This is a genomic window from Pantoea sp. NPDC088449 (genome assembly GCF_044753225.1).
GTDB lineage: Bacteria > Pseudomonadota > Gammaproteobacteria > Enterobacterales > Enterobacteriaceae > Pantoea > Pantoea floridensis.
In genome coordinates this window covers 110712-134798 of record NZ_JBIVMT010000002.1, presented here as the reverse complement: position 1 = coordinate 134798, position 24087 = coordinate 110712, and the positions used below count along the sequence as shown (strand labels likewise).

General features: G+C 53.6%; 25 protein-coding genes. 14 read left to right on the top strand and 11 right to left on the bottom strand.

Going from position 1 to position 24087, the window contains the following annotated elements:
* Positions 1–88 precede the first annotated feature (88 nt).
* Entirely contained in the window at positions 89–2146 is a 2058-nt protein-coding gene (locus ACIP6T_RS11875; RefSeq protein ID WP_400457298.1) for an FUSC family protein, read from the top strand.
* A 15-nt stretch (positions 2147–2161) separates the two neighbouring features.
* Positions 2162–2851: an aspartate/glutamate racemase family protein gene (locus tag ACIP6T_RS11870; RefSeq protein WP_097098232.1), complete on the top strand. Its 690-nt coding sequence runs from the start codon at positions 2162–2164 to the stop codon at positions 2849–2851.
* 109 nt (positions 2852–2960) lie between these two features.
* Here the strand turns inward: ACIP6T_RS11870 and ACIP6T_RS11865 are convergent, their stop codons facing one another.
* The 6 genes from ACIP6T_RS11865 to ACIP6T_RS11840 all read right to left on the bottom strand — a co-directional run bounded on the left by ACIP6T_RS11865 (position 2961) and on the right by ACIP6T_RS11840 (position 7776).
* Positions 2961–4232 carry an alanine racemase gene (locus tag ACIP6T_RS11865; protein ID WP_400457296.1) on the bottom strand — a complete coding sequence of 424 codons (1272 nt, stop codon included), beginning with the start codon at positions 4230–4232 and terminating at the stop codon, positions 2961–2963.
* Between the two features lie 11 nt (positions 4233–4243).
* A complete protein-coding gene (locus ACIP6T_RS11860) occupies positions 4244–4981 on the bottom strand; it encodes an amino acid ABC transporter ATP-binding protein (RefSeq protein WP_345830290.1) in 738 nt (245 codons plus the stop codon).
* Complete coding sequence (locus ACIP6T_RS11855) at positions 4978–5622, bottom strand: amino acid ABC transporter permease (RefSeq protein ID WP_345830288.1); 645 nt, start codon at positions 5620–5622, stop codon at positions 4978–4980. The genes ACIP6T_RS11860 and ACIP6T_RS11855 overlap by 4 nt, the downstream gene beginning before the upstream one ends.
* Positions 5619–6356 carry an amino acid ABC transporter permease gene (locus tag ACIP6T_RS11850; RefSeq protein WP_400457293.1) on the bottom strand — a complete coding sequence of 246 codons (738 nt, stop codon included), beginning with the start codon at positions 6354–6356 and terminating at the stop codon, positions 5619–5621. Before ACIP6T_RS11850 ends, ACIP6T_RS11855 begins: the two co-directional genes overlap by 4 nt.
* 49 nt (positions 6357–6405) lie before the next feature.
* The gene (locus ACIP6T_RS11845; protein WP_097098237.1) at positions 6406–7242 is read right to left on the bottom strand and encodes a transporter substrate-binding domain-containing protein; all 837 of its coding nucleotides are present in this window, start codon (positions 7240–7242) and stop codon (positions 6406–6408) included.
* Positions 7243–7383: 141 nt separating this feature from the next.
* Positions 7384–7776 (bottom strand): RidA family protein, encoded by a 393-nt coding sequence (locus ACIP6T_RS11840; protein WP_097098238.1) that lies wholly within the window; start codon positions 7774–7776, stop codon positions 7384–7386.
* 392 nt (positions 7777–8168) lie between these two features.
* Between ACIP6T_RS11840 and ACIP6T_RS11835 the strand changes: the two genes are divergently transcribed.
* The 3 genes from ACIP6T_RS11835 to zigA all read left to right on the top strand — a co-directional run bounded on the left by ACIP6T_RS11835 (position 8169) and on the right by zigA (position 11564).
* The gene (locus ACIP6T_RS11835; RefSeq protein WP_345830286.1) at positions 8169–8921 is read left to right on the top strand and encodes an IclR family transcriptional regulator; all 753 of its coding nucleotides are present in this window, start codon (positions 8169–8171) and stop codon (positions 8919–8921) included.
* 114 nt (positions 8922–9035) lie between these two features.
* A complete protein-coding gene (locus ACIP6T_RS11830; RefSeq protein WP_097098240.1) occupies positions 9036–10142 on the top strand; it encodes an ABC transporter substrate-binding protein in 1107 nt (368 codons plus the stop codon).
* A gap of 201 nt (positions 10143–10343) precedes the next feature.
* Entirely contained in the window at positions 10344–11564 is a 1221-nt protein-coding gene (zigA, locus tag ACIP6T_RS11825; RefSeq protein WP_400457290.1) for a zinc metallochaperone GTPase ZigA, read from the top strand.
* Positions 11565–11597: 33 nt separating this feature from the next.
* Here the strand turns inward: zigA and ACIP6T_RS11820 are convergent, their stop codons facing one another.
* Positions 11598–12266, bottom strand: coding sequence for an O-methyltransferase (locus ACIP6T_RS11820; RefSeq protein WP_097098242.1), 669 nt, complete (start codon positions 12264–12266; stop codon positions 11598–11600).
* A gap of 91 nt (positions 12267–12357) precedes the next feature.
* Here ACIP6T_RS11820 and ACIP6T_RS11815 point away from each other — a divergent pair, with 91 nt between their 5' ends.
* Positions 12358–12996 (top strand): TetR family transcriptional regulator, encoded by a 639-nt coding sequence (locus ACIP6T_RS11815; protein ID WP_097098243.1) that lies wholly within the window; start codon positions 12358–12360, stop codon positions 12994–12996.
* 130 nt (positions 12997–13126) lie between these two features.
* Positions 13127–13948 (top strand): Cof-type HAD-IIB family hydrolase, encoded by an 822-nt coding sequence (locus ACIP6T_RS11810; protein ID WP_097098244.1) that lies wholly within the window; start codon positions 13127–13129, stop codon positions 13946–13948.
* 238 nt (positions 13949–14186) lie between these two features.
* Here the strand turns inward: ACIP6T_RS11810 and ACIP6T_RS11805 are convergent, their stop codons facing one another.
* Positions 14187–15074, bottom strand: coding sequence for an SDR family oxidoreductase (locus ACIP6T_RS11805; RefSeq protein ID WP_400457287.1), 888 nt, complete (start codon positions 15072–15074; stop codon positions 14187–14189).
* A 103-nt stretch (positions 15075–15177) separates the two neighbouring features.
* Between ACIP6T_RS11805 and ACIP6T_RS11800 the strand changes: the two genes are divergently transcribed.
* Entirely contained in the window at positions 15178–16002 is an 825-nt protein-coding gene (locus ACIP6T_RS11800; protein WP_400457285.1) for a helix-turn-helix transcriptional regulator, read from the top strand.
* On the opposite strand, the gene ACIP6T_RS11795 is transcribed toward ACIP6T_RS11800, so the two are convergent.
* Positions 15944–16375: a helix-turn-helix domain-containing protein gene (locus ACIP6T_RS11795; protein WP_097098246.1), complete on the bottom strand. Its 432-nt coding sequence runs from the start codon at positions 16373–16375 to the stop codon at positions 15944–15946. The two genes, ACIP6T_RS11800 and ACIP6T_RS11795, sit on opposite strands and share 59 nt — an antisense overlap.
* A gap of 111 nt (positions 16376–16486) precedes the next feature.
* Here ACIP6T_RS11795 and ACIP6T_RS11790 point away from each other — a divergent pair, with 111 nt between their 5' ends.
* A complete protein-coding gene (locus tag ACIP6T_RS11790; protein ID WP_097098247.1) occupies positions 16487–17536 on the top strand; it encodes an NAD(P)-dependent alcohol dehydrogenase in 1050 nt (349 codons plus the stop codon).
* 207 nt (positions 17537–17743) lie between these two features.
* On the opposite strand, the gene ACIP6T_RS11785 is transcribed toward ACIP6T_RS11790, so the two are convergent.
* Positions 17744–17887: a hypothetical protein gene (locus ACIP6T_RS11785; RefSeq protein WP_345830272.1), complete on the bottom strand. Its 144-nt coding sequence runs from the start codon at positions 17885–17887 to the stop codon at positions 17744–17746.
* Here ACIP6T_RS11785 and ACIP6T_RS11780 point away from each other — a divergent pair.
* From ACIP6T_RS11780 to ACIP6T_RS11765, 4 genes are all read left to right on the top strand, one after another.
* Positions 17843–18193 carry a hypothetical protein gene (locus ACIP6T_RS11780; RefSeq protein WP_400457960.1) on the top strand — a complete coding sequence of 117 codons (351 nt, stop codon included), beginning with the start codon at positions 17843–17845 and terminating at the stop codon, positions 18191–18193. The two genes, ACIP6T_RS11785 and ACIP6T_RS11780, sit on opposite strands and share 45 nt — an antisense overlap.
* 37 nt (positions 18194–18230) lie before the next feature.
* Positions 18231–20066, top strand: a complete 1836-nt coding sequence (locus ACIP6T_RS11775) for a methyl-accepting chemotaxis protein (protein WP_400457282.1) — start codon at positions 18231–18233, stop codon at positions 20064–20066.
* 147 nt (positions 20067–20213) lie between these two features.
* A complete protein-coding gene (locus ACIP6T_RS11770; protein WP_345830267.1) occupies positions 20214–21290 on the top strand; it encodes a diguanylate cyclase in 1077 nt (358 codons plus the stop codon).
* Between the two features lie 153 nt (positions 21291–21443).
* Positions 21444–21911 carry a GNAT family N-acetyltransferase gene (locus ACIP6T_RS11765; RefSeq protein WP_345830265.1) on the top strand — a complete coding sequence of 156 codons (468 nt, stop codon included), beginning with the start codon at positions 21444–21446 and terminating at the stop codon, positions 21909–21911.
* Between the two features lie 125 nt (positions 21912–22036).
* Here ACIP6T_RS11765 and ACIP6T_RS11760 read toward each other — a convergent pair whose 3' ends face one another.
* Positions 22037–23044 carry an NAD(P)-dependent alcohol dehydrogenase gene (locus ACIP6T_RS11760; protein ID WP_400457279.1) on the bottom strand — a complete coding sequence of 336 codons (1008 nt, stop codon included), beginning with the start codon at positions 23042–23044 and terminating at the stop codon, positions 22037–22039.
* A 95-nt stretch (positions 23045–23139) separates the two neighbouring features.
* Here ACIP6T_RS11760 and ACIP6T_RS11755 point away from each other — a divergent pair, with 95 nt between their 5' ends.
* Complete coding sequence (locus ACIP6T_RS11755; RefSeq protein WP_400457276.1) at positions 23140–24042, top strand: LysR family transcriptional regulator; 903 nt, start codon at positions 23140–23142, stop codon at positions 24040–24042.
* Positions 24043–24087 lie beyond the last annotated feature (45 nt).

Genomic DNA, 24087 nt, shown 5'->3' with positions numbered 1-24087 from the left:
TAATTTGTATAACAAATCAAAATGCCATTGCGAAAAGCTTCTGTCAGGATAAGCAATTCCGCTGCCGGCATAAGGTTTTATCTGTTCTATGAAGTGGTTTTCAAAAAGCGCAGTGCTGTTCTCTGCCAAAACATGTCTTGCTGCCTTTCTGGCTTTTTATATCGCTCTGGAACTCAATCTCGATAAACCGGCTTGGTCACTGACTACAGTGTACGTTGCCTCACAGCTTTACTCGGGATCGACGGTGTCGAAATCCATTTTCCGCTTCTTCGGTACGCTTTTGGGTGGCTTGTTCACACTGCTGGTTTATCCCGCCACGGTGCAGGATCCGCTGCTATTCAGCCTGTGCATTTCGCTGTGGGTGGCGGTATGCCTCTACCTTTCTCTGCACGATCGCACGCCGAAAAGCTATGTATTTATGCTGGCAGGCTACAGCGCGGCGATCATGGGCTTTCCGGACGTGGTTTCCCCTTCGGCCATTACTTACACGGTGATTTCGCGTATTGAGGAGATTACCGTGGCGATCGTTTGCAGTAGCCTGGTACATCGGCTGCTCTGGCCCGTTTCGATGCGCAATCTGTTGGAGCAGAGCGTCAACCTGTGGTTTCAGAACGCGCGCAAACTCTGCAGCGAACTGGTTACCGCCATGCCCGCCGAGAAGTCGGTGGAGCGCGACGATATTTTGGTGCAGATGGCTAACTATCCGCTCAACGTTGAAACGCTGATTACCCACTGCGTCTATGAAGGCGATGCGGCGCGGCGGCTTGTGCGCCTCGTCAGCGTGCAGTATCAGCATCTGTCATATTTCATTCCAACGCTGACAGCCATCGAATCGCGTCTTAATCTGCTCGCGCAGCAGCAGATTCGTTTTCCTGAGTATGTAGCTGAAGTGTTCAAGCAATTTTTACTGTGGCTTAACGATGAGGAGCAACTGCCGGTGCGCGATAAGCTCGCTGCCGCGCAAGAGCAGCTGAAACATGCATGGCAGGAGGGCAGGCTTAACAGCGAAGAGACTATTTTGCTGATTGGTTTACTGGAACGGCTGCTCAATTTTGTGCGCATCGTCGATGCCTATCAAAGCGTTAGCGAGCGGGTGAGTGAATGGACACCGGCAGTTAAAGCGGGAAAAATGGCGCGTGCGCACAAGCACGTTGATAAAGGGTTATTGCTGCTGTCGTCATTCACCGCGTTTATCGCAACTTTCTCGACCTGCCTGTTCTGGATTGGCAGCGGTTGGTCCGATGGGGCGACTGCGCCGATGATGGCAGCTGTGCTGTGCTCGTTTTTTGCTGGCATGGACAGTCCTATCGCGCCCATGAAGCTGTTTCTTAAAGGTGTATTAATATCGATGGCGATCAGCCTGATGTATATCACGCTGTTCATTCCGCAGGCCGTGACCTTTGAGGCGTTAGTGATTTGCCTTGCGCCGGGTTTGCTGGCGTTAGGTTTGGTTATCGCCAATCCTGCTACCAATCTGATTGGCCTGATTGTCGCCACGCAAATTCCCGGACTGATTGGTATGAGCCACCATTTCAAACCCGATCTGCAGCTTATAGTGAATGCCATGCTGTCAACGCTGGTAGGCATTGCCTTTGCGTTGGTGATCACGGCGCTGATCCGTAACAAGCGTCCTTCGTGGACCGCCAAACGCGCAGTGCGCAAAGGGATCCGCGAGCTGCTGCACTTTATCGCCACGGTGCGTCTTAACAGTGTGACCCTGACGGCGCGTCAGCAGTTTGTGTCGCGCACGCTGGATAAGGTCAACATCATCCTGCCGCGTAAACGTGTCGATCCGGCTCCGGATTTAGTCTCCGGCGGTAATCTGATCGCCGAAGCCTGGCTGGGCGCGAACTGTTACGACTACTACACGCGCCATCGTGAACTTTTGCTGGCACATCATATTGAGAGCGCGGCGATGTTCCATGAACTCAGCCAGTTTTTGAAACGTCGGTTGAAGTCGTTACAAAGCTCACCGCAGCCGCAGCTGCTGGCAGAACTCAATACATTGCTGTTACGTCTTGAAGCGGCAGCGATAAAGGAAAACAGGCTGTTTGCGCCGATGTTCCACCTGTTCAATATCCGCTTATCGTTGTTTCCTTCAGCGCGTTGGCCGGAAATCCCGTACAGTGCTGAGCAGGGCATTTAAAATGGAGTTAAGCAAATGAAAATGATTGGTTTGATTGGCGGCATGAGCTGGGAATCTACCGCGCTGTATTACCGCATTATCAATGAGCAGGTGAAACAGCAGTTAGGCGGTTTACACTCTGCACGCAGCCTGATGTATAGCGTCGATTTCCATGAGATAGAACAGCTACAGGCCGCGGGCGAGTGGCAAAAGGCGGGTGAGATTCTGGCTGATGCCGCGCGCAGCCTTGAGCAGGGCGGGGCAGATTTCATCGTACTCTGTACCAATACCATGCACAAAGTGGCGCAGCAGATTACCGATGCGGTCAGCATTCCGCTGCTGCATATTGCTGATGCCACGGCACAGCGCATTCGTCAGGCGGGTGTGAAGAAGGTGGGGTTGCTGGCAACGGCGTTCACCATGGAGCAAGAATTTTATAAAGGACGGCTTAATCAGGCGGAGATTGAGGTGCTGGTGCCCGATACAGCAGGGCGCAAAGTGGTGCATGACATCATTTATCAGGAACTCTGCCTCGGCATCATTCGTGAGGAATCACGTGCGCATTATCGCAAGATTATTGCTGAGCTGGTGGAGCAGGGCGCTGAGGCGATTATCCTGGGCTGTACCGAAATCACTTTGCTGGTGAACGCAGAGGATGCCAGCGTACCGCTGTTCGATACCACGTTGATTCATGCCGAAGACGCGGTAAAGCTGGCGTTATCGTAGGGGCGCCACACATGGTGTCCTGGTGCGCATGAATGCGCACCTTACAAAACCTGCACATTTTGTAGGGTCGCCATTCATGGCGACCTGGTTAAAACGGTTCATGAAACCATCAGAACGCTGTTTCCAGTGAATCTGTGACGCAATAATCATCATCGACCAGCGGCAGATAGCGCCATTTATCAAAAGCGGTACACGGATGCGAAATACCGCAGCCCACCCAATCGCCCACCTGCAGAGGGTCATCTTCAGGCAGCAGCAAATAGGCGTGCTGATCGTTAACGTCGCTGATGCGCAGATGCGTTGCCGAGCGCGGTGCGCTGCCATCGGCACGGCGGATCCACAGCGGGTTGGGCAAATCCTGATCAAATGGCACGTCACGCCGACCAAAATCCACGAACGCTAATCCCGGCTCTGGACGTGATAACACTCGCCCCCAAATCTCGAGCGCGGCCTCAAAATGGTGTGATGCGCCAGGTTGCGCAAAGGGCGCGATACGAGCGTAGAGACCGCTATCGTGTGCCATATAAGCGCCAGAGCGGATCAACGGCGTCATCGGCAAGGGCAGTTTTGCCGCGGTAAAGCACTCCGTCACCACATCAAACCAGACTCCACCACCGGCGCTTAAAATAATGTGGTCGCTGCCAAACAGCTGCTTCTCCGCCAGTATTGCTGCCGTTGCGATCATCATTTGGCAGTAATCCTTGACGCGTTGAATACCTGATTGATCGCGACCGGCGCCAAGTGCACCTTCATAACCGGCAACACCCACCAGCTTGAGCGACGGGCAGGCTGCAACTGCTTCAGCAATTGCCACGGCTGCCTGCTGGGAACGGCAACCGGTACGTCCACCGCTAACGGACATCTCCAGCAGAACCGAAATCTGGCTGTCACCGAGGTGCTGTTCCAGCAGTTTTACCCCTTGCAGTGAATCTACATAGCAAAGGAAGCCGTGATCGGGATGCTGCTGTTGCCACTGTGCAATCCAGCGAATGCCCGCCGGATCGACCAACTCGTTAGCGAGAAAGACATTGCGAATGCCGAACTGCCGCAGCGCGCGTACCTGAGCGGGTGTGGCAGCACCTAAACCCCATGCGCCACCCTCCGCAATAGCGCGACGCAGAATGGCGGGCGACATCGAGGTTTTCCCGTGCGCCGCTAACATCACGCCTTTTTCATTACAGAAGGCCGCCAGCTGGCGCAGATTATTCTCCAGCGCCGACTGTTTCATGACCATCAAGGGTGAAAACACGCGATCGCTACTGAGCACCGAGGTACCGCTTGCCAACGGCGCATCTCCGGCACCCGCTACGGATTTAAAACGCGGCGCGAGCAACTCTTCATCTAATAAACCATCCGCCTGCAGCGGAAAGCGAATCGACATATCTCCTCCTGTTAGTGTTCAAGCACGCGTGATAAAAACTGCTGGGTGCGCGGATTTTGTGGATTAACGAAAATCTGCTCGGGCGAACCCTGCTCAGCAATAACGCCTTGGTCCATAAACACCACGCGATCGGCGGTTTTCCGCGCAAAGCCCATTTCGTGCGTCACCACCACCATCGTCATACCTTCACGCGCCAGGCTGCGCATCACTTCCATGACTTCACCCACCAACTCTGGATCCAGTGCCGATGTGGCTTCATCGAAGAACATGATTTTTGGTTCCACCGCCAGCGCACGGGCAATCGCAACGCGCTGCTGCTGGCCGCCGGAAAGCTGTGCCGGATAATGATGTGCGCGCTCAGCGAGGCCTACGCGCGTCAGCGCCGCCATTCCGCGCTTTGTGGCTTCCGCTTCAGACAGTTTTTGTGCTTTAACAAGCGCCAGCGTGACGTTGCCAAGTGCGGTTTTATGAGGAAACAGGTTGAACTGCTGGAACACCATGCCAACGTGACCGCAGATTTCGTTGGCGCGCTTACGTTCATGCAGCGGCACTTCATTCACCCAGACTTCACCGCCGTCGGCGATCTCCAGTCCGCTCATAATGCGCAACACGGTGCTTTTTCCCGAGCCAGAGGCACCGATCAGCACCAGCACTTCACCCGGTGAAACATCCAGACTGATCTCTTTCAAAACCTGGGTAGAGCCAAAAGATTTGGTGATCCGGCTCAGCGTAATGGCGGATTTGCTCATGAAATTTGGCTCCTGGTCTGATGATGTTGTACCCAACGGGAAATGGGGAAGCAGATAGCGAAGTAGAGCAGGGCAACCAGACCGTAAACCACCACCGGCTGGCCGATGCGATCGACAATCGCCTGTCCCTGATGCATCAGTTCGGACATGCCGATCATGCTGACGATCGAGGTATCTTTAATCAGTGAAAGATATTGCCCTGCTAGCGGTGGCAGCACGATGCCACGCGTTTGCGGCAGGACTACACTCATGAAGGTCTGGCGCTTCGACATGCCAAGAATCCATGACACTTCCCACTGACCTTTCGGCACGGCTTCAATACCGGCGCGGAACACCTCGGCGATGTATGCGCCCTGATAAATGCTTAGCCCCAGAATGCCGGCGGCAAACAAATTGATGTCGTAGCCGAAGTAAGCCACGCCGAAGTAAATGAACATCAGTGTGATCAGCACTGGCGTGCCGCGAAACAGTTCGGTATAGATCACAGCGATCTGCCTGGCGACCGGCAGGCGGCTGGTGCGCAGCACCGCGGCCAGCAATCCCAGCAGCGTGCTGCCAATAATCGCCGCCACCGACAATAGCAGCGTGATACCGAGCCCTTTCAACAGAATCGGTAACGAACTGATGATTAAGTCGTTCATAGCGCGCGCTCCCGCTTCAATGGATTAGTCAGCCATTTTCTTGCCCACCACCATGCGGACTTTTTTACTGGCGTCACCAGCGGCGGGTGGAACATGCGCCGTCCTGCAAGCGTTCCCAGCCACGAGAACAGGTTGCTCAGCACTAAATACACCAGCGCGACCACGCTGAACGTTTGGATATAGAGCAGCGTACGCGCATTGATCACCGTCGCGGTGCCGGTCAGTTCTGGCAGCGCGATAGCTGAGAGCAACGAGGTGCCAAGCAACAGCTGAATCAGGTTATTGATAATGGCCGGCCACACCGCACGCGCTGCCTGTGGCAGTACCACATTCAGGAAGATCTGTCGCCGCGGAATCCCCAGCACCCACGCGGCTTCGAGTTGGCCTTTGGCTACCGATTGAATTCCCGCGCGGAAGGTTTCGGAGAGATAAGCCCCCACGTTGATCCCCAGTGCCAGCACGCCTGCGGTAAAGGCGCTCATGGTGATACCGAGCGACGGCAGACCAAAGAAGATGATGAAAATTTGCAATAGCACCGGCGTATTACGGATGAATTCAACGTAGCAGTGGCTGATCCAGCGCAGCGGCGCCAGCGGCGATGATTTAGCCAGCGCAGAGAGCAATCCCAGCGCGACCGCCAGCGCAAACGCCAGCAATGTCACTTGCAGGGTTAGCCAGGCGGCTTCGAGAAATGTGTCGGCATAGCGCCACAGGGTTAGCCATTGATAACTCATGGTTCTGCTCCTTGGGGCGGCGCAGCATGTTCTGCCGCGCCGCGTGCCATCAATATTGCGGATTCAGCGGGTAGCGCGGCTTGTTGCCGAACCATTTCTGATACAGCTGGGCGTTTTCGCCGGAAGCGTTAATTTCAAACAGGAATTCGTTTAGATAGTTGGTCCACACCTGGTCACCCTGTTTCACGCCGAAGGCGTTGTATTCCAGCGGTACCAGCGCTTCATTGGTGACGGTTAGCGTCGGGTCGAGCTTGGCCTGATAGGCGAGGAAGTTGTTATCCTCGATCATCGCATCGGCCTGGCCCTGTTTTACCGCGAGAATCGCCGCCTGCGATGAATCATATTCCTGAATCTTCACGTCGATGCCGAGGTTGCGTACTTCGTCGCCGTTGGTGGAACCTTTCACCGTGGCGATCGTTTTGCCGCCCATGTCGTGGGCAGATTGGATGCCGCTATTTTTACGCACCAGCATCGCTTCACTCGCGACCACATACGGGTTGGTAAAGCCGATCTCTTTAGCGCGCTCCAGATTACGGGTGAAGTTACAGAACACCACATCCACTTTATTGGTTTGCAGATTGGGAATGCGGTTGGCGCTGGTGGTATTGACCATCTCAAGCTTCACGCCCATCTCTTTGGCCAATGCTTTGGCGAGATCAACATCGTAGCCGTCGGGATTGCCGTCTTTATCGTAAAACCCGAAGGGAGCGAAGCTCAGGCAATCGCCCACGCGTAAGGTGCCGCGCTGCAACACGGTTTGCAGTGCAGATTGTGGTGCTGCACCAGCGTCTTTTTTCTCTTCCGTGGGCGTACAGCCTGCCAGAGTCAGTAAAACCAGCGCACTGGCTACCGCTTTGACGCTTATTTTTAGCGATGTTGTATTCATTTATATGCTCTCTTTAGATATTTTGACGAGACGGCATCGCGCCGTTATTTCACAGCAAAATAGAAAGGCATTAATTAATAACAGGCTGTCCTGGTGCAGGCGCTTAAAGTGAATTTCGCCAGCCTGTTTTAAGGTTAATAATTATTTACGATCGGCACGGAAGCATTTCATATCGACTTCCACTTTGCAGTCCACCACTAAATCCTGCACGCTACAAATACGCGCGGGTGGATTGCCGCTGAATATCTCACTGAACACCTTATTGAATGAACTGAAATAGCGTGCATCAGTTAATACCGCGGTGACGTGCACCACATCTTCGACGCGATAGCCGGCTTCGCGCATGATAGTGAGGCAGTTTTCGAACGCCAGTTGCGTCTGTTCGATGATGCCACCCTCAACGACTTCACCATTGCGCATCGGCGTTTGGCCGGAGATGTAAAGCCAGCCGTCGGCTTCAACTGCACGAGCGAAGGGTAGTTTTTGCCCACCCGTCCCGGTTCCACCTTCTACACCATAACGTGTAATCGTCATCCCATCCTGCTCCTGTTTGCACGAAAGCGTGGTTTTCTTATTGTCTGATATACCAGACTGCAATCTGCAATACTGGATAGGGCAAGATTTGCACAGGATTTTTTCTTTTGCAATATGTGCATGGGTATTTAATTTTTTGTGATGTAGTCGGGATCGCAAAATAAAATTAAGCGACCGTTCATTTTTAAATGAGAATGTGATCGTTATCGTGATTTTATAAAAGAGAGGGCGGTGCAGTGCGCCAAAATGAGGCCCCAAAAAAGAACGCCTAAATAAAATTCTGATGAATAATTTTTATTTAATCTGAGATGGGTAAAAGCATAAGCCACGTGTATGATGTTTTGCTTATATCCCCTTAACTATTCGTAGTAGAGCAGCAGGAGAGTGAGTGTATGCCGGATGAAAAACCCTCACGGGCGCGCGGCGTTGACCGGGTTATTGATATTTTTCGGCAGTTGCACAGTGCGCGCCAGCCGATGGCGATGCGTGAGTTGATTGAAGCGACGGGAGCGCCGCGATCCAGCATTTATGAATTAGTCAGTCTGCTGAGTGAAGCCGGTTTGCTGGAACTGGATGCCGAAGGCGCCGTCTTTTTTGGCCGGGAAATGCACTATTACGGTGCGGATTACATGGCGCACAACGACCTCATTCGCCGGGCGCATCAGCTGATGGTGGAGATTGTGGCGCGCCATGGGGAAACCGTGCAGCTCTGCATGCTGGAAGGCAATAAATACACCGTGGTGCTTTCGGAAAGTAATGCCCATCCGTTCAAGATCACCTCAGATATCGGCGTGCGCGTGCCAATTACCTGGACGGCTACCGGCCGCTTACTGCTCAGCAACTGGTCTGACAGCGCGATTCTGGATCTCATCCCGGAGGAGGATTATCGCCTCGCCAGCGGTCAAATCCTCGATAAGCAGGCGTTTCTTGATGAAATTCACCATGCGGGAAAACTGGGTTACTGCATGACCGAAGGGTTATCTGAAAGCTTCACCTGCTGCATGGCCGCGCCGATTCGTTCACGGAGTGGCCAGGCCGTGGCCGCGATTTGCTTTATGGTGAGCCGTGATACGCCGCAGGAGCGTCGCCAGATGTTGCTGCAGGAGCTGATCACGTCTGGGCAGAAACTGTCTGATTTCACCTAAGCGCAGCCGTAAAACTCCGTTACAACTGATTGAAGTGGCGTTTATTTCCGCCACTTAAGGTTGTGTTAAGGTAATTGATAATAATAACTATTCTTTTTACCACGGAGTTTTAGGATGAAAACGCGCCTGCTTTTGGCAATGGGTTTACTGGCTTCAACCGCGGCTGCCGCCACGACCTATCCGCTGACCGTCACCGATATGGACGGTAAAACGCAAACCATCAATAAAGAGCCTCAGCACATTATCTTGCAGGATGGTCGCGACATTCTGACGCTGGCGCTGCTTGACCGAGACGATCCGTTTAAGCGCGTGGTAGCGTGGAACAACTTGCCGAAAAAACAAGATACGCAAACCTGGGACGCGCTGAAAGGCCGCTGGCCGGAAGCGACGAAAATTGTCGATATGGGCTTTAGCGATCAGGGCCAGGTCAACCTCGAAAGCGTGCTGGCACAGAAACCGGATTTAATGATTGCCCAACTGCGCGCCAAACCCGCCTTGCAGCAGTCAGGCGTGCTTGACACCCTGAATAATCTGCATATTCCTGTGGTATTTGTCGATTACGAACTGCATCCGGCGCAAAACACCGCACCAAGCGTGACGCTGTTGGGTAAAGTGCTGAACCGTGAAACGCAGGCTAAAGCCTATACCGATTTCTATCAGCAGAAGTTTGAGCGCATTTCCCAGGCGGTAGCGAAAATAAAGAACAAACCGACGGTATTTATCGAACCGATCGCCGGTAACAGCGATAATTGCTGCTTTACTCACAGCCATAACGGTTGGGGCGGATTGGTGGAGGCGGTTGGCGGTAAAAACATTGGCTCTGAACTGCTGCCGGGCAATGCCGGATTTGTGGCGCTGGAAAAAATCATCGCCATGAAACCTGACGTCTACATTATGACGGGATCTAAACGGCCCAATACTAATGTGCTGCCGTTTGGCTATGGCGTTCAGCCGCAGGAAGTTAAGGCGACCTTCGATACGTTGCTGAAGCGCACCGGCTTATCGCAGATCGAACCGGTGAAGCAGGGCCGCGTGTACGGCGTTTATCACCACTTCTATAACCATCCGTACAACATCATTGGCATGGAAATTCTGGCGAAGGATCTCTATCCGCAGCAGTTTGCCGATCTGAAGCCGACCGCCGATTTCCGCACCCTCGTTAAGACCTTCACTACTCTGCCGGATCAAGCAATTGATTTGAGTTACCCCAATAATCAGTAATCCTTCGTATGCCTGGTGCGCATGAATGCGCACCCTACGAAAACCCAGCTCAATACACATAGGGTCGCCATTCCTGGCAACCCATTTATTTTACCCCAATCAACATTCTTCGATGACATCGTAATTTGTTATGTTATAACATATCAAATCTACCGCATGCGTCACTATGCCTTGTGCTCGCTGTCATATGAAGGAGTTGTTATGTCCGCAATAACCCCATCTACCCATGGGTCTAAAAAGCTGCCGGTCACTGTGCTTTCCGGTTTTCTCGGTGCCGGTAAAACTACGCTGCTTAATCATATTCTGAATAACCGCGAAGGCCGTCGCGTGGCGGTGATCGTCAATGACATGTCGGAAGTGAATATTGATGCCGCGCTGGTGCGCGAGGGCGGGGCAGAGCTGTCGCGCACCAACGAAAAGCTGGTGGAGATGAGCAATGGCTGCATCTGCTGCACGCTGCGCGAAGATCTGCTGCTGGAAGTTAATCGACTGGCGAAGGATGGGCGCTTCGATAACCTGGTGATCGAATCGACCGGCATTTCTGAGCCGCTGCCGGTGGCGGAAACCTTTACCTTCGCCGATGAGGAGGGCCAAAGTTTGTCTGCTGTGGCGGCGCTAGACACCATGGTGACGGTGGTCGATGGCTTCAACTTCCTGCGTGACTATGAATCGAATGAAAGCATTCAGTCGCGCGGTGAATCCCTTGGCGCAGAAGATGAGCGCACGGTGGTGGATCTGCTGGTTGATCAAATCGAGTTCTGCGATGTGCTCATTCTCAATAAAACCGATCTGATTGATGAAGTGGAAAAGGCGCGGCTGATGGCGATTCTGACGTCGCTTAATCCACGTGCCAACATCATTACCTCTGAATTCGGCAAGGTCGCGTTGGAGCAGGTTCTCAATACTGGCTTGTTCGATTTTGACGCTGCGGCGCAGGCGCCGGGCTGGCTGCAGGAGCTACGCGGCGCACATACGCCAGAAACCGAAGAGTATGGCATTCGCAATTTTGTGTTCCGTGCGCGTCGCCCGTTCCATCCCGTGCGTTTCGCTCAGGTGATTGAACACAAGATGCACGGCGTAGTGCGTTCCAAAGGCTACTTCTGGCTAGCCAGTCGCCCACGTCATGCGGGTTCCTGGTCGCAGGCGGGCGGCGTATCACGTCAGGGATTGGCAGGAATGTGGTGGGCCAGCGTGCCGAAAGAGCGCTGGCCTGAGGATGAAGAAAACCTGCAGTACATCCTCGATAACTGGGTGGACGGAACGGGGGACGCTCGTCAGGAGCTGGTCTTCATTGGTATTGACATGGACGAAGCCGCGCTGCGTGAAAAGCTTGAGGAGGCGCTACTCACTGATGAGGAAATGGCGTCTGGCGCAGATAACTGGATCGCGCTCCCCGATCCTTTCCAGCCGTGGTTTAACTGATCCACCGTATTTACGGGAGGCGGGCAGGCCTCCCTACATTTTCCCCAACCACATGGAGACTTCCACGCCATCGTTGAACGGCAGCGACATGAATTCGCGACTGCTGCGCACGCGTTCAAGATAGGCTGGGCTGAAATCGGCATCATCCGCAACGATCAGTGCGCCCGCACGTAAATAAGGCTCTACTAGCGTCAAAATCTCTGGATAGATCGCTTTTGCGCCATCCAGTATCAACATATCAATGGATGCAGGTAAATCGCGGCTCAACGTGTGTAAGGCATCCCCCACGCGTATCTCAATCAGATCGCTGACGCCCGCATCGGCAAAATGGTTACGCGCCAGCGCTACTTTACCTGGCTCAAATTCACAGGTGATGATGTTGCCACCGCCATTATCGCGCACTGCTGCGGCCAGATGCAGGGTGGAAATCCCGAATGAGGTGCCAAACTCAATCACCGATTGCACATTGCTGCTGCGCGCCAGCATATACAGCAGTTTGCCGGTTTCACGGGATATCGCCAGCGGTACATCTTTCAGATGACCATACAGCTCCAGGTAATCAGTTTTACTTTGCAGCAGGCGATGTTGTTCCGCATCGGACATCTTACGGAACGCTTCATTGGTGGGATGCGCCATATTATCGGCCAGCTCAAACAGGTAGTTCAACAGCGGTGCTAACGGCGCTGATGTTAAGGTATTCATGGTTTTCTCCGGACATGAAAAAATGGATTATGCTGTGCGAACAGAATACGATGAATTAATCGCATTTCACTATTCGTGTTCAGGAGAGCCTATGGCTGAGCGTCGTAACACTAAGATTTCAGAGCGAAAAAGGCCGCAGCAGTTGCGTTCGAGCGAGCTGGTTTCGGCCATTTTGCAAGCGGCTACTCAGGTTTTAGAGCAGGAAGGGGCCACGCGTTTCACCACCGCGCGCGTGGCGGAGCGAGCCGGCGTCAGTATTGGATCGCTTTACCAGTATTTTCCCAATAAGGCGGCTATTCTTTTCAGATTGCAAAGCGAAGAGTGGCAACGCACCGGCAATTTATTAGCTGCAATCTTGAGCAATAACACCGTGTCGCCGCGCCAGCGTTTGCACGATCTCACGCTGGCATTTTTGCAATCGGAGTGCGAAGAAGCAGCAATGCGCACGGCGCTTAATGACGCCGCACCGTTATATCGTGATGCACCTGAAGTACAGGAAGCGCGGGCGGCGGGTGATAATGTCATCAGTGATTTTTTGTTGGAACTGCTGCCGCAATCCAATGAGGACGATCGTGCGCGCGCCGCGGATTTAATCAATAGCACGCTGGGCAATGTGGGCAAACACTTCTCCGAATCACCGCGTACGCCTGCAGAGATCCAGGCGTATGCGCAGGAAATGGCGCAGATGTTTTGTGCCTGGATCAGGGAAAAAGGCGCTGATTTACAGTAAAAGATGGACTGGAAATCTCTGAAAGCGGTTAACAAACTCATTATTCACATTCTCAATAATCCACACCGCGAGTAAGCTTAAGAAAACCTTTTAGCTGGATGCAGCAAGCGAACAAATACGGGAGAGCAAAATGGCAGTAAAAATGATTGCGGTGGATATGGATGGGACTTTTCTCGATGACAACAAGCAGTACAATGCGCAGCGTTTTGCTCGCCAGTACGCATTGCTGAAAGAGAAGGGGATCCGTTTCGTGGTCGCCAGTGGCAATCAGTATTATCAGTTACTGCGCTATTTCCCTGAGATTAAAGATGAAATTGCTTTTGTAGCGGAAAATGGCGCCTGGGTTTCTGATAGTAATGAAGAGATCTTCTGCGGCGAATTGGCGCCGGAGCGCGTGCATCAAATCCTCGATATTCTGGCAAAAGAGCCGGATATCAGCACCGTAGTATGCGGCCGCAATGGAGCATATGTGCATACGTCAATGTCCGACGAGGTGATCGCTATGCTGGCGAATCACTACCATCGCCTGGAAAAGCGCGACAATCTGTACGATATCGATGACACCATCTTCAAATTCTCGCTGAATCTGGCGCATGAAGGCGTGGATGCGTTGATGGAGCGCTTGCACGCAGAACTAAACGCGATTGAAAACATCATGCATCCGGTCTCCAGCGGCTTTGGCTTTGTCGATTTGATCATCCCCGGCTGCCATAAAGCGCACGGCATCGCACTGCTGCAGGAAAAATGGGGCATTGATGATTGTGAAGTGGTCGCGATTGGTGATAGCGCGAATGACATCGAAATGCTGCGCCAGGCCTGCTATAGCTTCGCTATGGCGAATGCGGCAGCACCGGTGAGTGCGGTGTCGCGTTATAAAACTGAAAGTAACAATGATGAAGGCGCACTCAACGTTATTGCTCGTCTGCTGGCGCGAGAAGAGCCATTTGGTTAAATGAGAGTGCCAGGTGCGCATGAATGCGCACCCTACAAAAATCCCGCTAAAAACGTTGGGTCGCCATTCATGATGTAATGGTTGTCAATTAAGAGATGAAAAAACCCTCATTACCGAGCGCACACCTTGTAGCGGCGCAATTTATTGCGCGATAAATCGCGCCGCTACGGAAGGTGCGGTGATTTGATACGGCGCCTAACTGACGAACATTACGCCATTTTTGGCAACCAATCTGCCTTTAGCTGAAATAACCCGCCTCACGCATATCCTGTAATAATCCCGGTTCGGTGGGTTGCCAGCCGAACGTTTGGCGCGTCCATGCACTTGACGAAGGATTATCCGTCGAAGCGAAAAAGGCCATCCAACCGAGCCAGGCTTTTGCCTCCTCCAGCGTCAGGCTTTTAACCGGCAGCGCTAATCCTGCTCCGATAGTTTCGGCAATCTGACGGAATGGAATGCCTTCTTCCTGTACGGCATGCAGAATTGCACCTGCTTCGGCCTTTTCGGCCGCAAGGCAAAATAGCTCAGCGGCATCGTTACGATGCACCGCCGGCCAGCGATTTTCGCCCTCGCCAACATACACCGCCGCGCCTTTTTCTTTCGCCATATTGATGATCATCGGAATAAAACCGTGATCGCCAGCGCCATGTACCGTCGGTGGCAAACGTACCAGCGCCACGCGCACCCCGCGATCGGCCATGGCCAGGGCGGCCACATTGGAATTTGAACGAGGATGTGCGCCGGCCACAGGGCGAATGTGTTCCGTAGCGAGTTGTCCTGGCGAGACTAACGCTGTGCCGGTGGTGACTATCAGCGGACGATCAGAACCAGCCAGTACTTCACCCATTGCCAGAATGGCGCGCTGATCGACCTCGGCGGCATGATCCATGCGGCTGAAGTCGTGAATATAACCGGCATGAATCACGCCATCGCTTTGCTCAACGGCGTTACGTAAACTAGCCACATCTTCCAGTTCGCCGCGGACCACCTGAACACCCTGCTGCTGTAGTTTTTCAGCTGAAGCATCGCTGCGTGCTAAACCTAGCACTTCATAACCGCGTGTCTGCAGTTTTTTCACAATGGCCGAGCCAATAAATCCGCTCGCCCCGGTCACAAAAATTCGCATAATCGTGCTCCACTTCATCAAAGTTGAAGCACTATGATAAAACCCTACGCCAAGACGAACAGCCGTGAGCTTATACAGGTATAAGGACTAACAGGATAACGCCATGACCATGCAAGATGACAACGTGCTCGGTAACTATTTGCGCGAGCGCCGCCAGCGGCTGGATGCCGCCAAACTGGGTTACCCGCTGCTACGGCGTCGCACGCCGGGCTTGCGTCGCGAAGAGGTGGCCGTGCGCGCCTGCGTCAGCACGACCTGGTACACGTGGCTGGAGCAGGGCAGAGGCGGTGCGCCATCGGAAGAGGTGCTTGAACGCTTAGCCAAAGCGTTAGAGTTGAGCGCCGCCGAGCGCGACCATCTGTTTTTGCTGGCGCAAAATCGCTTGCCGGGAGTGACATGGCAAGCGGGCGTGGACGTTTCACCGTCGCTGCAGCGTGTGCTTGATAGCATGGAGAATACGCCCGCGTTGATTAAAACCGCCGAGTGGCAAGTCGTTGCGTGGAATCGTGCCGCGACCAAAGTGTTTGTTGATTACGCCGAACTGCCGCCGGAACAGCGCAATATTTTGCTGATGATGTTCCGCAATGAAGAGATGAAAAAGCGCCTGCCGGATTGGCATCGGGTGACGCGTGGCATGGTGGCAAACTTCCGTGCGGACGTGGCACGAACAGGGGCGACTGAGCACGTGCGTGCGCTGGTGGAGGAACTCAGCGAGATGAGTGAAACCTTCCACCAGCTGTGGCTGTCGCAAGAGGTCAGCCAGCATGGCGAAGGCCTAAAACAGCTGTGGTTGCCCGATGAAGGCGTGCTGGAGCTGGAATACAGTACTTTCGCGGTAGAAGGTAAACCGGGTTTAAGTCTGGTGGTGTTCAATCCGCGTCAGCAGCACGATCGCGATTGTGTGGCACGTCTGATGGCGCGTCCGTAGCCGTGCGATAACTGGCTTCCATTTCATCCAGCGCTGCCTGATTTTCCAGTCCCCACTGATACATCTGCTCAATCGGCGCGGCAAAGGTCTTGCCCAGCGGCGTGAGCCGGTAATCGACTTTCGGCGGAATGACATCATAAACGTGGCGGGCAATCAGTCCGCGCTGCTCAAGTTCTTTCAGCGTTTGAAAAAGCATCTTTTTCGAAATGCCCTGCAGGCTGCGCTGCAACTCGCCAGTTCGTGCGCGATGATTCGGCCAGTGGTACAACGCATGCAGCACCATGCTGCTCCATTTCACTGAAAACAAATCCATTAAACGTCGCGGCGGGGAATCCGCGTAAAAGAACAGTTTTCCGTCAACAATCGCGGGCATTGCTTGCGCCTCTCTTAAGGTCACCAAACGGTAACTACTATCAATTATGCACCATGTTCACTATAGTCTGCCGCCTTCAGTTAGCCAAAGCCAGCCCAATTCGGAGGCACGATGAAAATCAATGCATTAGTTGCGCACGACGCGGCAAAACCGCTCTCTTCCAGCGCGATTACGCTGCGCCCTTTGCAGCAGCAGGACGTTAAAATTGAGATCCTTTATTGCGGCGTATGCCACTCAGATTTACATATGGCACGCAATGAGTGGGCGGTGAGCCGCTATCCGCTGGTGCCCGGCCATGAAATCGTGGGTCGCGTAGTGGAAACGGGCGCAGACGTCATGAATTTCAAACCGGGTGATGTGGTGGGCGTGGGCGTGATGGTGGATTCCTGTCGCCAATGCCATTTCTGCCAGCAAAAAGAGGAGCAGTATTGCGAATCCGGTTTTGTTGCCACTTATAACGGCATCGATAAATATACCGGCGACAGTACCTGGGGCGGCTATGCGCAAAATGTTGTGGTCGATCAGCATTTTGTCGTCTCTGTTCCGCAGGCATTACCGTTAGCGGGTGTCGCTCCGCTGCTGTGCGCGGGAGTAACCGTGTGGTCACCGCTGCGTCATTTTGGTGTGAAAGCCGGTGATAAAGTGGGTGTAGTGGGTTTGGGCGGCCTGGGACATATGGCGGTTAAACTGGCGAGTGCGATGGGCGCGGAAGTCACGCTGTTCACTACCTCTCCGGCTAAAGGGGAAGATGCGCTGCGGTTGGGTGCGAAGCGCGTGGTCGTTTCACGTGATGCGCAGCAAATGGCTTCTGCTCAGACCTCGCTGGACTTTATCGTAGACTGCGTGTCAGCGCCGCACGATCTTGATCCCTATCTGGCCACGCTGAAAACCAACGGCCGTTTGGTGCTGGTGGGAATTCCAGAACAGCCGCATCAGTCACCAAACGTAACGCCGCTAGTGAATCGCCGCCTGAGCATCAGCGGATCGTCGATTGGCAGTATTCAGGAAACGCAGGAGATGTTGGATTTCTGCGGTGAACATAACATCACCGCAGATATCGAATTGATTGCGGGTGAAGAGATTGAAACGGCATTTGCAAGAATGTTGAAAGGTGATGTGAAATACCGTTTCGTCATCGACATGCAAGCCACGCATTGGTAAAAACGTTCGCCGTTAGGCGAGATGCTGCGGGCGATTTCAGGCTGAAATCGCCCGCGATTACGCGCTGCAACCGACTGATGCTATTGAATATCAACAGAATATTAACAATAATTTTCGCCAAAACGATTTATTAACGTTTCTAGTTACAACATACTGTAGTTATCGTTGTCTCGGCGCGAAGCCTTGTCTGCATAACCTTATTTTCGGCTAGGCAGGCGGAAAGTGGCCCAGCTGCTGGAACATCGTCATCCAGTCTTCCATATGCCACGTAGTGGTCACACGTTCACCGTCTAGCAGGTGAAATTCATGCAGTCGCACGCTAATACGACGGCCAGTAGCCGCAATACCCATGAACTCACCCTGATGGGGCTCGATCACCCGGCCGCTCGCGAGGCGATGGATTTAGTGCAGTTTCTCAGTATGAAGCACATTCTGGTCTCGCCCGAGGGCAATCATTACGGTTTGGTGGATGCACAGCTGCGCGAGCAAGGATTGGCGCGCGACATTGGCCTGACATTACCGAATATGTTTGCCGTTCCCGCACTGCTGCCAGGATACAAACATGCTGGCGTACTTGCCGTGACGCGTCACATTCTGCAATCACTTTTTGCTCAGTCCGCAATAAACATTTCCTCGCGTGCTCCGATAACTGCTTAAGAACTTTATAAAAACAATATACGCAGGAGTAGGGAACATGGGGCTGGTATCCCGATTACGTAACGTGCGCATTACCCGCAAATTGTCGGCAGGATTTGGCATCGTGCTGCTGTTAGTGGCGCTGGCGACCGGCTTGAGCGTGCAGCGCTTTAACGCCATTCATGACATCTATCAGAAAACGAACCTGATTTATGACATCAACATCGACGTGTTCCAGGCCAAAATTAACCGCCTCAAATATCTTTATGGCGATGACAAATCCGGTCAGGTGATGACGAACTACGTTAGCCACGCGCAGCAGCTCACCCGCGAAGCCAAACAGCTTTCAAGGACGGAAGGGGCGCGGGAACGGGTTGATGAACTCGCCACGCATCTCGCCAGCTTTCAAAACAGCATCGGCGCAATGACGCAGGCCACGCAGCAGCTCAATAGCCTGCGTTCCCAGCTTGATGCGCTGAGCCAGCAGGACATGACCTCTCGTTACACCCAGCTCATCCGCACCCCCGTCATCAATCCGGAACTGACGCAGCAGATCTACGAGCAACTGTTTGCCATCAGCAACGTACGTGAAGAAGCCTGGGCATTACGTTTTAACGTGAGCGCGACGCTACGTGAAACGCTGGAGAACCATGTTCAGCAGGCCGATCGGGGCATGCAAGCATTACTGTCCCAGTTACCGCCGGAACAGCAGGGCGAATTTAACGCCCTGTGGCAGGACACCGAAAAATTCAAAAACCTCAGCCTGCAAGCGGCGGATGCGTATGGTCAGCTGCGCGCTGCGGAAGATACAGTCAAAGTGGCGGGTGATAAAAGCAGCGCGGCAATCAAACAGATCATCAGCATCGTTAAAGCGCGCAACGATGAGCTCGCCAACGATTCTGCGACGATGTCGTTGCTGATGGGCGGTTTAGCGATCCTGTTTGGCGTGCTGGTGGCGTGGTACATCATCCGCCAAATCACCCGGCCAGTGTTCCACAACCTGCAGCTAGCAGAGCGTATCGCCAGTGGCGATCTTAGTTCGCATTTCGCAACCGATAGGAAAGATGAGCTGGGTAAATTGACGTCGGCGATGGGACGCATGAACGAGCGATTGCGCAGCATGATTGGCGATGTGTTGAGCAGCGTCAGCAGCGTGTCGCAGGCAGCCAGTGCCATCAATCAAGGCAATCTCGATTTATCCTCGCGCACCGAACAACAAGCTGCGGCAGTGGTGCAAACCGCTGCCAGCATGGAGCAACTGACCGCCACGGTGAAGAACAACGCCGCCAATGCGCGTCAGGCCAGCCAGATTGCCGCAGAAGCCTCGCAAAACGCCAGTAAAGGCGGCATTGCGGTACGCGATGTGGTGAACACCATGGGTGAAATTTCTGATAGCTCGAAAAAGATTGCTGATATTACTTCAGTCATTAATAGCATCGCTTTCCAGACCAATATTCTGGCACTGAATGCCGCGGTAGAAGCCGCCCGCGCTGGTGAGCAGGGACGCGGTTTTGCAGTGGTTGCCAGTGAAGTGCGTAATCTGGCGCAGCGTAGCGCCGGCGCGGCAAAGGATATTGAGCAACTGATCAGTGAGTCGGTGGGACGTATTAGCAATGGCCACCAGCAGGTAGCACGCGCGGGTGAAACCATGGATAAAATCCTCGGCAGTATTGCGCGCGTGAATGAGATCATGGAAGAGATCTCAGCCGCATCGGATGAGCAGAGTCGCGGCATTGAGCAGATCGCGCGCGCGGTTGGCGAGCTGGATACCACCACGCAGCAGAATGCTACGCTGGTCAGCGCCTCTTCACATTCGGCCAACTCGCTGGAAGAGCAGGCGATGATGCTGGAACGGTTGGTCGCACAGTTCCGGCTGCAAGGGGTAGGGCAGTAAAACCCTTAAGGTGGAGATCGATGCAGTTCGATTTCCACCGTTTTACTTGTGCGGTGAAGTGCAAGGTGAATATTCTTAAAATAAAGCGATCCGCTGATAACTTTTCCCGTTAAACTGCTGATCTTGTCGACCTGATACTTCACGTGCATGAGCTACTACTCACCAGACGATAACCACCTTAAGCGGCGCTCTCAACGCTTCGTCCGCCGCATGTTCATCATGCGCCAGCTCGGCACGATTTTATGTTTTTTCCCAATTCTCTCGGTCCTGATGGAGATGCAACGCGATCTGGCGTTTAGCGCGCTGTTATTTGTGAATGCTTTCCTCTGGCCATGGCTGGCTTATCGTCGGGCGTTGGCGGCTGAAGATTCCACCACCACAGAGCGCCATAATTTAACGCTCGATGCCGCATTCGGCGGTATCTGGGTTGCGCTCATGGCGCTGAGCCCGCTGCCTTCATTTATCATCATGGCGGTGTTGGCATCGGACCGTTATGCCGCAGGGGGACCAGCCCAGCTGATTGCGGCGATGCAGGCCTTTCTCTGTGCGTTTGTCATGGTGTGGCTGGTAGATGGCGCGGGGGTAAATCTGACGTTCAGCATGCAAACCGTCTGGCTGACGCTACCCCTGGCAACGAGCTATATGCTGGTGCTCAGCGTGGCGTCGTACAATCTCACCTGGCAGCTGCGCCAGCGTAATCGCGAGCTGGAGCGTATTGCGCTGATGGATCCCGGCCTGGAGATCCCAAATCGGCGTCTGTTCGAGCGTCGCCTCGAAAGCGAATTTCTCAGCACGCGCCGTGGCGACAGCGCCGCCTATTTGCTGCTGATGGATCTCGATTACTTTAAATCGGTCAACGATACGTGGGGCCACGAAGCCGGAGATTTCCTGCTGGCGGAGATCTCCGCACTGCTGCGCAATCAGGTGGGTTTGCTGGATATTCCGGCACGCTTTGGCGGCGATGAATTGGGCGTGATTGTGCATCACGCCACTGACGAATCGATCGTATTACTGGCAGAACGGCTTAAAGAGAAAATCGCCCAAGTGCGTTTACCGGCGTCGGCGGAGTTTCGCTGCTCGGTGAGTATTGGCATCGCCTCGGCGGCTAATGCTGAGACGATGCGCCACTGGCTCAGTCACGCCGATGAAGCGTTGTATGAGGTGAAGCGTGCCGGACGCAACGGCGTGCGTTTATGGCAACCCTCGCTGGCCGGCGCGGCCTGAATCCCGCATGCGTACAACGCGCACGCTACAGCATTGCTCTGTATTACCGTAAGAACGCCATTTTTGGCGTAATGCTGCCATCGCATAGAGGTGGCCCATTTTCCATCAAATGATAAGGTTAGGTTTCCATGAACCTTATAAGCAGGAACGAACGTGAGTATTTCAGAGAAATATGAATGGCATAAGGATAACTACCTGGTAAGTACAGACAGGGAAAAACTTGACGTGCAGGCTATCCATCGCTATCTGACGAGATCCTCGTGGGCTAAAGGCATTAATCTGGCTGTTGTCAGCGCATCAATTGAAAATAGCCTTAACTTTGGTGTTTATCATGATGGAGCCCAGATAGGTTTCGCTCGTTTGATAACCGATTATGCTACATTCGCTTACCTTTGCGATGTCTACGTTCTTGAAGAATATCAGGGTGAGGGGCTGGGAAGATGGGTGATGGAATGCATACATCATCATCCAGTATTTGAGCAACTACGCCGGATCATGCTGTTCACAACAACAGCGCCCTGGCTCTATGAAAAGTTTGGCTACGAGCCTGTTAATCGGGAAAACTATGCATGGACTATCACCCGGCCAGATATTTATGCCAATGAAAATAAGCGTGATTGACTTACACTGATATTCCGTTCACCGCTGGCTTACTCACTCCTGAATAGGCAGCGTCCGCCCTGGTATTAGGGCGGCCACTATTATGCCGCCCAATGTGGGAATCCGGCCGGCCACAGCGCTTTGCATCATACATGCAAATCAATCACCACCTTCCCGACATGTGCGGCAGATTGCAGATAACGATAAGCTTCCTGCGCTTCAGCAAAAGCAAAAACACGATCGATTACAGGTTTAATCGCACTGGTTTCAATAGCCCTAACTGCGGCGCGTAGATCCGCCGTCGAACCGGTATTATTGCCCACGATATTCAACATTTTCTGCATAATCGGCAGCACCGGCACCTTTAGCTCTGCCCCGCCCACAAATCCAATCACAAAAATCGTTGCGTTGAAGGCTGCGGCATCGATCGATTTTGCGAATGTTGCAGCACCAACCGATTCCAGTACCAGGTCTGCGCCATGACCGTTCGTCAGCTTGCGTACCTCAAGTTCCCATTCGGGCTTTTCGTGATAGTTAATGCCTTCATCGGCGCCCAGCGCTTTCACCCTGGCCAGTTTTTCGTTGGAGGAGGAAAGAATAATCACCCGTGCGCCCGCGGCTTTGGCGTATTGCAGCGCAAACAGACTCACGCCACCCGTGCCGAGCAGCAAAACAGTGCTGCCAGGCTGAACTTTGCCACGTACGATGGCGTTCCATGCCGTAGTGGCGGCGATAGGTAACGTTGCGGCCTGCTGCCAGCTGAGTGAATCAGGTAAACGCACCAGCGAATCAGCGGGCACCACAGCGAAGTCCGCCAGCCCACCATTGCTCGTAACACCGCGCAAGGCGTGAAGATGCTGAGGGTGAATCGCGCCAGCATGCCAGCTGTACATCATGCCGGGCACCACTCGTTCGCCGATGTGCCAGTCACTCACCCCTGCGCCTAACTCAACAATCTCTCCCGCGCTGTCTGCACCCGGAATAATGGGCTGCGCGAGGGTACCAAACTGACCGGTAGCCAAGGCTAAATCAAGGTAGTTAAGACTCACTGCATGTTGACGAATCACCACCTCACCATAGGCCGGTTGTGGGCGTGGCAGTTCGCAGAATTTAAGATTGTTAATGGTGGGGGCCGTTAGCTGAATGGCTTGCATAGCGTTCTCCTGTTAAATGAGTGCAACCAGTGTGTGGTATAAACAGGCGCTATAATTGATGCCAAAACCAAATAACTGTTGCACAGGGAGCAATAATGCAGGATGACGATTTCCGTCAGCGCGAAGCTTTTTTAGCGGTGGTACGCGCCGGGAGTTTTAGTGCAGGGGCACGCGCGTTGGGACGTGATATTTCGGTCATTTCCCGCCGTATCGCTGCGTTAGAGAAACGTCTCGGTATTCGTCTCATCGAACGTACCACGCGTCGCATCCGACCCACAGAAGAAGGCCAGCGCTATCGGCATAAAATAGAGTTAGCCGATGAAATGCTGCGTGAAGCGGAAGAAGAAGCGAGTGCGTTGGCAGCCCGCCCGGCGGGTACTATTCGTCTAACGGTACCCGCATCCTTTGGGCGAAGCTGGGTCGTGCATGCGCTACCGGGCTTTTTACAGGCTTATCCTGATATCCGCATTGTGCTTAATTGCAGCGACCGCTATGTCGATCTACGGGGTGACAATTATGATATGGCGATCCGTATTGGTGTCCTTACGGATAGCAGGCTGGTTGCGCGCAAGTTGGCGGACACCCGACGCATACTGTGCGTTGCGCCAGCGTATCTGCAGCAACATCCCGTGTTAACGCACCCGCAGGATCTTCGTCAGCACGATTGTCTGGGATTCACGCCGATGCACAGTTGGCCAGAATGGCGACTGGAAAAAGAGGGCCAACAGATCGCAGTCCCGGTGCAAACACGTTATGAGAGTGATGAGATGGATGCGCTGATCCTGGCCGCTCAGGCGGGTATGGGCGTGTTGCTGGCGGCCAACTGGCTGGTACAAAAAGAGTTGGCCGAGGGATCGTTAGTGCCGGTAATGTCGGACTGGCAGGCGATTGGGGAAGATGGCGTCTGGTTGATGAAGCCTTCCAGCCAGTTACAGTCAGCGAAGATTGGTGCATTAACTGAGTGGCTGGTCGCGTGGTTTGCTGTCCCACGCTGGTGAAGAGGGCGGGCACGCATCAGGGCTGCATTTTCAGGGCAATGCAGC

Bases quoted from the DNA above. Each gene is read 5' to 3' on its own strand.
- ACIP6T_RS11875 (WP_400457298.1), top strand. From the start codon at position 89: ATGAAGTGGTTTTCAAAAAGCGCAGTGCTGTTCTCTGCCAAAACATGT.
- ACIP6T_RS11870 (WP_097098232.1), top strand. From the start codon at position 2,162: ATGAAAATGATTGGTTTGATTGGCGGCATGAGCTGGGAATCTACCGCG.
- ACIP6T_RS11865 (WP_400457296.1), bottom strand. From the start codon at position 4,232: ATGTCGATTCGCTTTCCGCTGCAGGCGGATGGTTTATTAGATGAAGAG.
- ACIP6T_RS11860 (WP_345830290.1), bottom strand. From the start codon at position 4,981: ATGAGCAAATCCGCCATTACGCTGAGCCGGATCACCAAATCTTTTGGC.
- ACIP6T_RS11855 (WP_345830288.1), bottom strand. From the start codon at position 5,622: ATGAACGACTTAATCATCAGTTCGTTACCGATTCTGTTGAAAGGGCTC.
- ACIP6T_RS11850 (WP_400457293.1), bottom strand. From the start codon at position 6,356: ATGAGTTATCAATGGCTAACCCTGTGGCGCTATGCCGACACATTTCTC.
- ACIP6T_RS11845 (WP_097098237.1), bottom strand. From the start codon at position 7,242: ATGAATACAACATCGCTAAAAATAAGCGTCAAAGCGGTAGCCAGTGCG.
- ACIP6T_RS11840 (WP_097098238.1), bottom strand. From the start codon at position 7,776: ATGACGATTACACGTTATGGTGTAGAAGGTGGAACCGGGACGGGTGGG.
- ACIP6T_RS11835 (WP_345830286.1), top strand. From the start codon at position 8,169: ATGCCGGATGAAAAACCCTCACGGGCGCGCGGCGTTGACCGGGTTATT.
- ACIP6T_RS11830 (WP_097098240.1), top strand. From the start codon at position 9,036: ATGAAAACGCGCCTGCTTTTGGCAATGGGTTTACTGGCTTCAACCGCG.
- zigA (WP_400457290.1), top strand. From the start codon at position 10,344: ATGTCCGCAATAACCCCATCTACCCATGGGTCTAAAAAGCTGCCGGTC.
- ACIP6T_RS11820 (WP_097098242.1), bottom strand. From the start codon at position 12,266: ATGAATACCTTAACATCAGCGCCGTTAGCACCGCTGTTGAACTACCTG.
- ACIP6T_RS11815 (WP_097098243.1), top strand. From the start codon at position 12,358: ATGGCTGAGCGTCGTAACACTAAGATTTCAGAGCGAAAAAGGCCGCAG.
- ACIP6T_RS11810 (WP_097098244.1), top strand. From the start codon at position 13,127: ATGGCAGTAAAAATGATTGCGGTGGATATGGATGGGACTTTTCTCGAT.
- ACIP6T_RS11805 (WP_400457287.1), bottom strand. From the start codon at position 15,074: ATGCGAATTTTTGTGACCGGGGCGAGCGGATTTATTGGCTCGGCCATT.
- ACIP6T_RS11800 (WP_400457285.1), top strand. From the start codon at position 15,178: ATGACCATGCAAGATGACAACGTGCTCGGTAACTATTTGCGCGAGCGC.
- ACIP6T_RS11795 (WP_097098246.1), bottom strand. From the start codon at position 16,375: ATGCCCGCGATTGTTGACGGAAAACTGTTCTTTTACGCGGATTCCCCG.
- ACIP6T_RS11790 (WP_097098247.1), top strand. From the start codon at position 16,487: ATGAAAATCAATGCATTAGTTGCGCACGACGCGGCAAAACCGCTCTCT.
- ACIP6T_RS11780 (WP_400457960.1), top strand. From the start codon at position 17,843: ATGCAGTCGCACGCTAATACGACGGCCAGTAGCCGCAATACCCATGAA.
- ACIP6T_RS11785 (WP_345830272.1), bottom strand. From the start codon at position 17,887: ATGGGTATTGCGGCTACTGGCCGTCGTATTAGCGTGCGACTGCATGAA.
- ACIP6T_RS11775 (WP_400457282.1), top strand. From the start codon at position 18,231: ATGGGGCTGGTATCCCGATTACGTAACGTGCGCATTACCCGCAAATTG.
- ACIP6T_RS11770 (WP_345830267.1), top strand. From the start codon at position 20,214: ATGAGCTACTACTCACCAGACGATAACCACCTTAAGCGGCGCTCTCAA.
- ACIP6T_RS11760 (WP_400457279.1), bottom strand. From the start codon at position 23,044: ATGCAAGCCATTCAGCTAACGGCCCCCACCATTAACAATCTTAAATTC.
- ACIP6T_RS11755 (WP_400457276.1), top strand. From the start codon at position 23,140: ATGCAGGATGACGATTTCCGTCAGCGCGAAGCTTTTTTAGCGGTGGTA.